Raw genomic sequence first — 11,197 nt, 5'->3', positions numbered from 1 at the left:
ATGGAGGAGAAGCTGCGCTTCGCCATCCGCGAAGGCGGACGCACCGTCGGTGCCGGCGTCGTCGCAAGCATCATCGCCTGATCTTCAAGGTCAGGGCTGAAATCGGGGAAGGGCGGCGGCAACGCCGCCCTTTTTCGTTCGGGCCGACGCAGCCGGGTAGGGGGCTTGCGTCAGCGGCATCGGCGCAGCGTCGGCATCGTGCTCTAGTGTGGCGAAACGGGCGGATGTGCCGGGCCTGCATGGATGGAGCCCGGACCTTGGCCGCCCCGACGCAGGGAGGGTTCGATGGGTTTCAAGGCGCCGTTTCCAGGCATTCACGCGATCGTCTTTGCGCTGTTCGACGCGCAGGAGCGTCTCGACCGCGCGGCGATGCGCCGCCAGACCGAGCTCTGCCTGGAGCAGGGCGTGCACGGCATGGCGGCGCTGGGGCTGGCGACGGAGGTCTCGAAGCTCACCGTGCCCGAGCGCCGCGCGGTGATGGAGTGGGTCTCGGAGGATACCGGCGGCAAGCTGCCGCTCGCCTTCACTATCTTCGGCGCGTCGGTTGCCGAGCAGGTCGAGCAGGTCAAGGCGGCGGAGGCGGCGAAGGCCGATTGGGTGATCCTGCAGCCACCGCCGGTCGGCTCCTTCGGTGCGGCCGAATATATCCGCTTCTTCGGGCGCGTCGCCGAGACGACATCGCTTCCGGTCGCGATCCAGAACGCGCCGGCCTATATGGGCCGTGGGCTCTCGGCCGAGGACATCCGCGAGCTCGTCAAGCAGCATCCCAATATCTGCCTGATCAAGGGCGAGGGGCCGGCGGTCGAGATCAGGCATCTGATCGAGGTCACGCAGGAGCGGCTGCCGATCCTGAACGGACGCGGCGGGCTCGAGCTGATCGACAACCTCAAGGCCGGCTGCGTCGGGCTGATCCTGGCGCCCGACACGATCGACCATTCGGTGCGGACCTACGAGCATTACATCGCCGGCGATGAGGCCGGTGCGGAAGCGGCCTATCACGGGGTGCTGCCGGCGATCACCTTCATCATGCAGTCGATCGAAAGCCTGATCTGCTACGGCAAGCGCATCATGGGCGCGCGCGCCGGGATCGAGATCCATGACCGCGCCCCCGCCATGCGGCCCACCGAATTCGGGCTCAGGCTCGTCCAGAAATATGCCGAGCAGCTCGGGCCGTATCGCGAGAAGGCCGCCGGCGCCGCTGATCTGTGAGCATGAACGCGACGCGCCGATGTCGTGGCCGTGATTTCGACTTGAAAACGCCGGCCTCTTGGGGCAAAGCACTGCGCGACTACAGGGGTGTAGCTCAGTTGGTAGAGTACCGGTCTCCAAAACCGGGTGTCGCAGGTTCGAGCCCTGCCGCCCCTGCCAGTCTCACGGTCGTGCTGCGATGACGCAGAACATCTACGACGACGAGACCTTTTTCCAAGGCTACAGCCAGCTTCCACGTTCCGTCCATGGGCTCGACGGCGCGCCGGAATGGGCTTCGCTGCGCCGCCTGCTGCCAGCGGTTCGCGGCAAGCGGGTGCTCGATCTCGGCTGCGGCTTCGGCTGGTTCTGTCGCTGGGCCGCCGGAGAGGGCGCCGCCAGCGTTCTCGGCGTCGAGCTTTCCGAGAAGATGCTGGCACGCGCCCGGGCCGAAACGCGGGATCCGGCGGTGTCCTATCTCAAGGCCGACCTGGAGCGGTTCCGGCCGGAGGCAGACGCCTTCGATCTCGCCTATAGCTCGCTCGCCTTCCACTATCTGCGCGATCTGGAGGGGCTGATCGCTTCCGTCCACGCGGCGTTGAGCCCGGGCGGCGCCCTCGTCTGCTCGGTCGAGCATCCGATCTTCACTGCGCCGAGCAGCCCGAACTGGCGTTCCGACGCGAGCGGGCACGAGACCTGGCCGCTCGACGCCTATCTCGACGAGGGGCCGCGGCGCACCGACTGGCTGGCCGACGGCGTCATCAAGCAGCATCGGACGATCGGGACCTATCTCGGCATCCTGTTGCGGGCCGGCTTCAGCCTCAGCCATCTCGAAGAGTGGGCCCCAAGTCCCGAGCAGGTCGCGGCCAATCCCGAATGGGCTCGCGAGCGCGGCCGTCCGCCCTTTCTGCTGATCGCTTGCCGCAAGCCGGAGGCCGGCTGAGGCAGGAGGTTCTCCGGCTCAAAAGCGCTTGGCTAACGCGCCGGAGCGTTGTAAGAGGCTCCTCATGACGGCGCGCGGCTCCCTGGGCCCCGCGCCGCGAATCTTTCAGGACGTGACGAATCGCTCCTTCGGCGCCTGCCGGATGGCGGTCCGGAACCCGAGGTGACCGCCCGATGGCCAAGACCAATCCGTTCAGCTTCCTGCAGGACGTCCGTTCCGAAGCGTCCAAGGTGACCTGGCCCTCGCGCCGCGAGACGCTGATCACCACCGGCCTCGTGCTGGCCATGGTCGTCGTCGCCAGCCTGTTCTTCCTTTTCACCGATACGGTCATTCGCTGGTCGCTCGGTTTCATCCTCGGCGCACGGTAAGCATGATGCCGAAAAGCGCTGCGCGGTTTTCGGCTGATATCATGCGTCTTATTGAATTGAGACGGATTCACGCTTCCGGTCGGAAGCGACCGGAACCGATCCGGCTCTATGCGGAGTTTTGACGTGAGCACCCGCTGGTACATCGTCCACGCCTATTCGAATTTCGAGAACAAGGTCGCGCAGTCGATCCGCGATCAGGCGGCGCAGCGCAATCTCGCCGACAAGTTCGAGGAAGTGCTCGTGCCGACCGAAAAGGTCGTCGAGGTCCGCCGCGGCCGCAAGGTCGATGCCGAGCGCAAGTTCTTCCCGGGCTATGTCCTGGTCAAATGCGAGATGACCGACGAGGTCTACCATCTCATCAAGAACACGCCGAAGGTCACCGGCTTCCTCGGCGCCGACAAGGCGAAGCCGATGCCGATCCCCGAGCATGAGGCGATGCGGATCAAGGGCCAGGTCGCCGAAGGCATCGAGCGGCCGAAGCCGACTGTGGTCTTCGAGGTCGGCGAGCAGGTCAAGGTCGCCGACGGCCCCTTCGCCTCGTTCAACGGCGTCGTCGAGGATGTCGACCATGCCCGCGCCCGGCTCAAGGTCGCGGTCTCGATCTTCGGCCGCGCGACGCCCGTCGAGCTCGAATACGGGCAGGTCGAGAAGCTTTGATCACGCTCCCGCGAGGCCGCTGCTGGGGCCTCCTTGGGGTTGCGCGGTTTTAAGCGGGTTTTAATCGAACTGACGCAAGGTCTGCGCCGACGATACTGGCGCGGACCGCATGTTCCCCAAAAGCTTCAAAGCAACAGTCGGCCAGCGCTTGGCCGTGTGGGGCGCGCTGCTCGGCATCCTTGCCGGCCTCTTCGCCGCGACCGACCTGATCAGCGCGGCGCGGCTTTCGGGCTTCTCGCGCGATCTGGTCGCCCATACGAGCGCCGCCGACGCGCTGACATCGGCCGATCCTGCCTATCAACGTCTCGTCGCGGCCTTGCTGTCCGATAGCGGGCCGGCGCCGGTGCGGGCGGATCTGGATAGCGTTTCGCAGGCCATGGCTGGGATTGCCGTGCGGCTGCACGGCTCCGTGCATGCCCGGGCGCAGGAAGCCGTCGAGCTGCTCGGTGAGATGTCGCGCAATATCGGGTCCGACCACATCGAGGCCCGCGAGGGCCTGAAGCGCTTGGCGGGCAAGCGCAACGAACTGCGCATCGCCCTGAACGAAGCGATGAGCAATGTCAGCGCCAGGCTGGCCTATCATGTCGAGAACGCCCGCCAGAACAAGATGCTGCTCTCGCTGCTCGGCATCTTCCTCGTCGTCCTGATCGTCTCGCTCGAATATCGCTGGCTGGTGAAGCCGATCATCGGCATGGCGCGGTCGCTCGGATCCGTCGAACAGGATCAGGGCTGGATCGGCAAGCTGGCGATGCGGCGCGACGAGATCGGCATGCTGGCCAGGGCGCTGCTGACGCATCTGCGCGACGAGCAGGTCCAGCAGGCGGCCGCCAGGGGGCGCGTGGCCGCGCTTTCGAGCGAAGTCGAGCGCCAGGAGCGCCTGCAGGCGCAGGGTATGGCGTTCCAGCAGCGCATCGCCGCCATCGCGGCGGCTCTGGAGCGGCACGCCGCGCATATGTCGGGCGCGTCGGGACAATTGTCGCAGTTCTCCGGCTCCGTGGACGAGCATGCGACGGCGGCGGCCCAGTCGACGCAGCGCGCCTCGGCCCATGTCGACGACGTGTCGCGCTCGCTGGCGGAGGTCTCCCATCTACTGACGACGACCGCGAGCGAGGCGCAGCGCACGACGCAGGTCGCCGACGCCGCGAAATCGCTCGTCGAGGAGGCGACCGCGGATACGGTGGCGCTTTGCGAGGCGGTGGGCAGCATCTCGGCGATCATCAAGATCATCAGCGCGGTGGCCAGCCAGACCAACCTGCTGGCCCTCAACGCCACGATCGAGGCGGCGCGGGCCGGCGAAAGCGGGCGCGGCTTCGCGGTTGTCGCCTCGGAGGTCAAGCAATTGGCCAACCGCACGGCGGCGGCGACCGACGAAGTGCGTCTCGGACTCGATTCGATCAATGTCGCGGCGCAGCGCATCACCATGCGCGTCGGCGCGCTGGTGACCTCCGTCAACCAGGTCGAGAGCGCCGCGGATTCGATTGCCGAACTGACGCGCAAGCAGGATGCGAGCTCGCGCTCGATCAGCTCCAGCACCACCAAGACGGCAGGCGACGTCCGCCTCGTGGCCGAGCAGGTCGAGCAGGTGGCCGGCATGGTCGAGGACTGGCGGCGCACTGCCGAGGTGGTGACGTCGGCCTCCGCCGACCTCGATCGCCAGGCGGTGGAACTGCGCCAGGTGGTCGATGGCTTCATCACCGAAACACAACGGGCAAGCGCATGACCATGCTGGTCTCATCCGGTTATGCCGAATCGGCTTCGGGCCTTCCGGCGCAGGCGGCTGCGCGGCGTCCCTTTCCGATGCTGGCGAAGCTCCTGCACTGGACGACGGCGTTGCTGGTCTTCTGCCTGTTCAGCGCCGGTGTGCTGATGAAGCAGATCGGCGACGGACCGATGGCGGACGCGCTCTACACGCTCCACAAGAGCGCGGGCGCGCTCCTGTTCGGGCTGGTGCTGGTCAGGATGAGCCATCGCGTCCTGACAAAGCTGACGGGCCGGTGGCATAGGGACGCCGGCAACCACGCGGTTCATGGCGTGCTCTATGCGGCGCTGATCCTGGTGCCGCTGCTGGGATGGGCGGGCGTCTCGGATTTCGGGGCGCGAGGCCTCTATTTCGGCCTGTCGCTGCCGGCGATCTGGCCGGAAGGGGCGGGGTATTCCGAGCTCCTGTTCAAGAGCCATGCCTGGCTCGCCTTCGCGCTCATCGCGCTCGTCGTGCTGCATATCGGCATCGCGCTCGGCGACTACATCCAGCGCGGGGCGGGGCGACAGGCGACGGCGGCCGCAAAGATGCCGCAGCCGGAAGGCTCTTCCCCTGCGCCGTCTAATATGCCATAGGCCGCGCCTCACATGCGTGGGAGGCGTGCCGGTTCGCCAGCCGGAGTTCCTCGCCGCACCACGCTCTGCAACCACCCCGGTCCGGGACGAGCTATGTCCGGGCGGGGTCGTCGTCGTTTCGGTTGGCTCCGAAGCGGACGGCGGGAGCAGCCATCATGGCAAAGAAGATCACGGGCTACGTGAAGCTTCAGGTGCCGGCGGGCGCGGCCAATCCGTCGCCCCCGATCGGTCCCGCGCTCGGTCAGCGCGGCCTGAACATCATGGAATTCTGCAAGGCCTTCAACGCGAAGACCGCGCAGCTCGAGAAGGGCATGCCGATTCCGGTGATCATCACCGCGTATCAGGACCGCTCCTTCACCTTCGAGATGAAGCAGCCGCCGGTTTCGTATTTCCTGAAGAAGGCCGCCGGCCTCGCTTCGGGTTCGAAGACGCCGGGTCGCGGCGGCAATGTCGGCAAGGTCACCAAGGCGCAGGTCAAGGAGATCGCCGAGAAGAAGATGGCCGATCTGAACTGCGACAGCGTCGATTCCGCCATGGCCATGATCCAGGGCTCCGCCCGGTCCATGGGCCTGGAAGTCGTGGGCTGAGGGGGAACCGAAAATGGCACATGTCGCAAAGCGCGTCGTGAAGGCCCGTGAGGGCATCGACCGCACCAAGCTCTACCCGCTCACCGAGGCCGTCGCGCTGATCAAGGATCGCGCCACCGCGAAATTCGACGAGACCGTCGAGGTCGCGATGAATCTCGGTGTCGATCCGCGCCACGCCGACCAGATGGTCCGCGGCGTCTGCAACCTGCCGAACGGCTCGGGCCGCGTCCTGCGCGTCGCCGTCTTCGCCCGCGGCGCCAAGGCCGAGGAGGCCAAGAAGGCCGGGGCCGACATCGTCGGCGCCGAGGAGCTGGTCGAGACCGTGTCCAAGGGCACGATCGATTTCGACCGCTGCATCGCGACCCCGGACATGATGCCGCTGGTCGGCCGTCTCGGTAAGGTGCTGGGCCCGCGCGGCCTGATGCCGAACCCGAAGGTCGGCACCGTCACCATGGACGTGACCAGTGCGGTCGCGGCCTCGAAGGGCGGCTCTGTCGAGTTCCGCGTCGAGAAGGCCGGCATCGTGCATGCCGCCGTCGGCAAGGTCTCGTTCACGGCCGAGAAGCTGGCCGAGAATATCAAGGCCTTCGCGGATTCGGTCGCCAAGGCGAAGCCCGCCGGCGCCAAGGGCACCTATGTCCAGCGCGTCGCGATCTCCTCGACCATGGGCCCGGGCGTCAAGATCGAGCCGAACACGGTTCTGGGCGGCTGAACGGCTGCTCTGACGGCGGCCACCAGGCCGCCGTCGCTCGCGTCTTGAACTTGCGGGGGCAAGACGCCACTTGGCAGAAGCGAGGGAAGTCGTTATGACGACCCGATGTTTCCATAAGTGATCAGGGCTTCCGCGTGCTTTGCACGAGGGGGTCCGTTTCGCGTTTTTTGGCGGTTCGCCGCCAAAGAATGGGTTTTTCAGGGCTGGAGAGCGATCTTCGGACCAGAATCACCCAGTCCTGTCTGAGACTGCAGGTGCACTGAGGGTTCGCCCGAGGGCATAATTTCGCCAAGAGGCCTGCATAGACGGTGCAAGAGCTTAAACGAGGCCCGCAAGGCCTCGATATGGTTCGAACCATCTCGCCCGATCACGGTGCAAGCCGCGCGAGGGGACAGGGCACTGAGCGTCGCGCAAGCGATCGGACGGTGTCAATCGGCCGAGCCTGCGCGACACGTGCAACTGGCGGTAAGGTTTCGTCCTGCCGCCTACCGGAGAGAGCCCAGTGGAAAGAGCGGCAAAGAATGATGCCGTCGCGACACTGAACGGCGTGTTCGCAAACACGTCGGTCGTTGTCGTGGCCCACTATGCGGGTTTGACGGTCGCGCAGTTCCAGAGGCTTCGTCGCGAGATGAAGTCGGCGGGCGCAACCGTGAAGGTCGCAAAGAACCGGCTGGCCAAGATCGCTCTTGAAGGCACCGACGTCGCGTCCATCAGCCCCCTGCTGAAGGGCCCCACCCTGATCGCCTATTCCAGCGATCCGGTCGCGGCGCCGAAGGTCGCCGTCGCTTTCGCCAAGGACAATGACAAGCTCGTCATCCTCGGCGGCGCGATGGGCAAGACCTCCCTGAACCCGGATGGTGTCAAGGCGCTTGCCACGATGCCTTCGCTCGACGAACTGCGCGCCAAGTTGCTCGGCCTTCTCCTGGCCCCCGCAACGAAGATCGCCCAGCTCTCGACAGCGCCTGCCGCAAAGCTCGCGCGCGTGTTTCAGGCTTATGCCGACAAGGATGCGGCCTGACGCCGTCCCCAAACCTGATCAACGTTCGAACCTCTTTTACGTAGGAACATAACCATGGCTGATCTTGCTAAGCTCGTCGACGAGCTGTCCTCCCTGACGGTCCTCGAGGCCGCCGACCTCGCCAAGCTTCTCGAAGAGAAGTGGGGCGTTTCCGCCGCCGCCGCCGTCGCCGTTGCGGCCGGCCCGGCCGCTGGTGGTGCTGGCGCTGCCGCCGCCGCTGAAGAGCAGACCGAGTTCACCGTCGTTCTTGCCGCCGCCGGCGACAAGAAGATCGAGGTGATCAAGGAAGTCCGCGCCATCACCGGCCTGGGCCTCAAGGAGGCCAAGGATCTGGTCGAGGCCGCCCCGAAGCCGGTCAAGGAGTCGGTTGGCAAGGACGAGGCCGAGAAGCTCAAGAAGCAGCTCGAGGCCGTCGGCGCCAAGGTCGAGCTCAAGTGAGCAGGGCCGGCTGATGCCGGTCCGACCCTAACTGAACACGACAGTCCCGGGGCGGTCTTCCGCCTCCGGGGCTGTTGCGTCGTTTCCGTAGCAACGGACCGACGCACACGAATACGCAGGGGCTTTCCTGGCACAGGCCATGTGAAAGCCAGTTCAGACGATGTCGGCGCGATAGGCGCCGAACGGCTTACCCGGCGGCCTGCGGCCGCCTCACTGAGGCCTTGGTGGCCGCCGGGTAAGCCGTCCAGAGTCGGATGATGCCGGATCGGGTCGATCCAGCATCTGAATCCGCCTCTGAACTGTAGGGTTGGAGCAAGGCGTTCTCCGAAAAGTGGTTTCCACCTTTCGGCGCCGTGCTCCGGAGATTGCGAGGAACAACATGGTCAATTCGCTCCAGGGCCGCAGGCGCGTCCGCAAGTTCTTCGGAAAGCTCAAGGAAGTCGCGCAGATGCCGAACCTCATCGAGGTTCAGAAGGCGTCTTACGACCAGTTCCTGATGGTCGAGGAACCCAAGGGCGGCCGCGGCGACGAGGGCCTGCAGTCGGTCTTCAAGTCGGTTTTCCCGATCGGCGATTTCTCGGGCGCCTCGCTGCTCGAGTTCGTCAAGTACACCTTCGAGCCGCCGAAATACGATGTCGACGAGTGCCGCCAGCGCGGCATGACGTTCTCGGCGCCGCTCAAGGTGACGCTGCGCCTGATCGTGTTCGATATCGATCCCGACACCCAGGCGAAGTCGGTCAAGGACATCAAGGAGCAGGATGTCTACATGGGCGACATGCCGCTCATGACCGATAACGGCACCTTCATCGTCAACGGCACCGAGCGCGTCATCGTCTCGCAGATGCACCGTTCGCCGGGCGTGTTCTTCGACCACGACAAGGGCAAGACCCATTCGTCGGGCAAGCTGCTCTTCGCCGCGCGCATCATCCCCTATCGCGGCTCCTGGCTCGACATCGAGTTCGACGCCAAGGACATCGTCTACGCGCGCATCGACCGGAAGCGGAAGATTCCGGTCACCTCGCTGCTGTTCGCGCTCGGCATGGACGGCGAGGAGATCCTCAACCGCTTCTACGCCCACATCACCTATGCCAAGGACAAGCAGGGCTGGCGCGTGCCTTACGACGCCGAGCGGATGAAGGGCTTCAAGGCGACCGTCGATCTGATCGACGCCGATACCGGCGAAGTCGTGGTCGAGGCCGGCAAGAAGCTGGTCGCCCGGACCGCCCGCCAGCTCGCCGAGAAGGGCCTGAAGTTCCTGCGCGCGACCGACGACGATCTTTACGGCCAGTATGTCGCCGAGGACCTGGTCAACCCGGCCTCGGGCGAGGTCTTCGCCGAGGCCGGCGAGGAGCTCAACGAGAAGCTGCTCAAGCTGCTGACCGACGAGGGCTTCGACGAGATCCCGGTGCTCGACATCGACCACATCACGGTCGGCCCCTATATCCGCAACACGCTCGCCGTGGACAAGAACTCGCGCCGCGAAGAGGCGCTGTTCGACATCTACCGCGTCATGCGTCCCGGCGAGCCGCCGACGCTCGAGACCGCGGAGAACATGTTCCAGTCGCTGTTCTTCGATCCGGAGCGCTACGACCTCTCGGCCGTGGGCCGCGTCAAGATGAACATGCGCCTCGACCTCGACGCCGAGGACACCGTGCGCATCCTGCGCAAGGAGGACATCTTCGCGGTCGTCAAGGCGCTGGTCGACCTGCGCGACGGCAAGGGCGAGATCGACGACATCGACCATCTCGGCAACCGCCGCGTGCGTTCGGTCGGCGAGTTGATGGAGAACCAGTATCGCCTCGGCCTGCTGCGCATGGAGCGCGCCATCAAGGAGCGCATGTCGTCGGTCGATATCGACACGGTGATGCCGCAGGACCTGATCAACGCCAAGCCGGCGGCTGCCGCGGTGCGCGAGTTCTTTGGCTCGTCGCAGCTCTCGCAGTTCATGGACCAGACGAATCCGCTCTCGGAAGTCACTCACAAGCGTCGTCTTTCGGCGCTTGGCCCGGGTGGCCTGACCCGCGAGCGCGCCGGCTTCGAGGTGCGCGACGTGCACCCGACGCATTACGGCCGCATCTGCCCGATCGAGACGCCGGAAGGCCCGAATATCGGCCTGATCAACTCGCTCGCTACCTTCGCGCGGGTGAACAAGTACGGCTTCATCGAGAGCCCCTACCGCCGCATCCGCGACGGCCAGCAGACCGACGAGATCATCTATCTCTCGGCGATGGAGGAGGCGAAGTACAACGTCGCCCAGGCCAACGCCGCCGTCGACAAGGACGGCCGCCTGACCGACGACCTGATCGTCTGCCGCCGCGCCGGCGAGGTCATCGTCACGCCGGTCGACAAGGTCGATTTCCAGGACGTCTCGCCGAAGCAGCTCGTCTCGGTCGCCGCGGCGCTGATCCCGTTCCTCGAGAACGACGACGCGAACCGCGCGCTGATGGGCTCGAACATGCAGCGCCAGGCGGTGCCGCTGGTTCGTGCCGACGCGCCCTTCGTCGGCACCGGCATGGAAGCGGTCGTCGCCCGTGACTCGGGCGCCGCGATCGCGGCCCGCCGCGCCGGCGTCGTCGACCAGGTCGACGCGACGCGTATCGTCATCCGCGCTTCGGACGAGATGGACCCGACCAAGCCGGGCGTCGACATCTACCGGCTGCAGAAGTTCCAGCGCTCCAACCAGTCGACCTGCATCACGCAGCGTCCGCTGGTGCGCGTCGGCGACGTCGTCAAGAAGGGCGACATCGTCGCCGATGGCCCGTCGACGGAGCTCGGCGAGCTCGCGCTCGGCCGCAACGTGCTCGTCGCGTTCATGCCGTGGAACGGCTACAACTTCGAGGACTCGATCCTGCTCTCGGAGAAGATCGTCTCGGAAGACATCTTCACCTCGATCCATATCGAGGAATTCGAGGTCATGGCCCGCGACACCAAGCTGGGCCCCGAGGAAATCACGCG

At 65.9% G+C, this 11,197-nt stretch carries 12 protein-coding genes and 1 tRNA gene; all 13 read left to right on the top strand.

Annotated features, from left to right (window positions below; translation table 11 throughout):
* Window positions 1-81 (top strand): EF-Tu C-terminal domain-related protein (locus tag ACTIF2_RS27540; RefSeq protein WP_082617441.1); only part of this gene is annotated, 81 nt, incomplete at its 5' end.
* A 204-nt stretch (window positions 82-285) separates the two neighbouring features.
* Window positions 286-1,209, top strand: a complete 924-nt coding sequence (locus ACTIF2_RS27535) for a dihydrodipicolinate synthase family protein (protein WP_439500332.1) — start codon at window positions 286-288, stop codon at window positions 1,207-1,209.
* A gap of 83 nt (window positions 1,210-1,292) precedes the next feature.
* Window positions 1,293-1,368 (top strand) — tRNA-Trp (locus tag ACTIF2_RS27530).
* A gap of 19 nt (window positions 1,369-1,387) precedes the next feature.
* Window positions 1,388-2,128 (top strand): class I SAM-dependent methyltransferase, encoded by a 741-nt coding sequence (locus tag ACTIF2_RS27525; protein WP_439500331.1) that lies wholly within the window; start codon window positions 1,388-1,390, stop codon window positions 2,126-2,128.
* A 173-nt stretch (window positions 2,129-2,301) separates the two neighbouring features.
* Window positions 2,302-2,496, top strand: a complete 195-nt coding sequence (secE, locus tag ACTIF2_RS27520) for a preprotein translocase subunit SecE (protein WP_439500330.1) — start codon at window positions 2,302-2,304, stop codon at window positions 2,494-2,496.
* Between the two features lie 123 nt (window positions 2,497-2,619).
* Window positions 2,620-3,153 carry a transcription termination/antitermination protein NusG gene (gene nusG / locus ACTIF2_RS27515; protein WP_219188905.1) on the top strand — a complete coding sequence of 178 codons (534 nt, stop codon included), beginning with the start codon at window positions 2,620-2,622 and terminating at the stop codon, window positions 3,151-3,153.
* A gap of 109 nt (window positions 3,154-3,262) precedes the next feature.
* Window positions 3,263-4,873, top strand: a complete 1,611-nt coding sequence (locus ACTIF2_RS27510) for a methyl-accepting chemotaxis protein (protein ID WP_439500329.1) — start codon at window positions 3,263-3,265, stop codon at window positions 4,871-4,873.
* Complete coding sequence (locus ACTIF2_RS27505) at window positions 4,870-5,487, top strand: cytochrome b (protein WP_439500328.1); 618 nt, start codon at window positions 4,870-4,872, stop codon at window positions 5,485-5,487. Before ACTIF2_RS27510 ends, ACTIF2_RS27505 begins: the two co-directional genes overlap by 4 nt.
* 155 nt (window positions 5,488-5,642) lie before the next feature.
* On the top strand, window positions 5,643-6,074 hold the full coding sequence (gene rplK, locus ACTIF2_RS27500) for a 50S ribosomal protein L11 (RefSeq protein WP_439500327.1): 432 nt from the start codon (window positions 5,643-5,645) through the stop codon (window positions 6,072-6,074).
* Between the two features lie 13 nt (window positions 6,075-6,087).
* A complete protein-coding gene (gene rplA / locus ACTIF2_RS27495) occupies window positions 6,088-6,786 on the top strand; it encodes a 50S ribosomal protein L1 (protein WP_439500326.1) in 699 nt (232 codons plus the stop codon).
* Window positions 6,787-7,288: 502 nt separating this feature from the next.
* Entirely contained in the window at window positions 7,289-7,804 is a 516-nt protein-coding gene (gene rplJ / locus ACTIF2_RS27490; protein WP_439500325.1) for a 50S ribosomal protein L10, read from the top strand.
* Between the two features lie 54 nt (window positions 7,805-7,858).
* A complete protein-coding gene (rplL, locus tag ACTIF2_RS27485; protein ID WP_439500324.1) occupies window positions 7,859-8,242 on the top strand; it encodes a 50S ribosomal protein L7/L12 in 384 nt (127 codons plus the stop codon).
* A 379-nt stretch (window positions 8,243-8,621) separates the two neighbouring features.
* Window positions 8,622-11,197 (top strand): DNA-directed RNA polymerase subunit beta (gene rpoB / locus ACTIF2_RS27480; protein ID WP_439500323.1); only part of this gene is annotated, 2,576 nt, incomplete at its 3' end.

Source organism: Allobosea sp., assembly GCF_051860145.1.
In the GTDB taxonomy this organism is placed as follows: Bacteria; Pseudomonadota; Alphaproteobacteria; order Rhizobiales; family Beijerinckiaceae; genus Allobosea.
The sequence above is the reverse complement of the archived record's forward strand: the minus strand, read 5'-3'. Positions and strand labels throughout refer to the sequence as shown.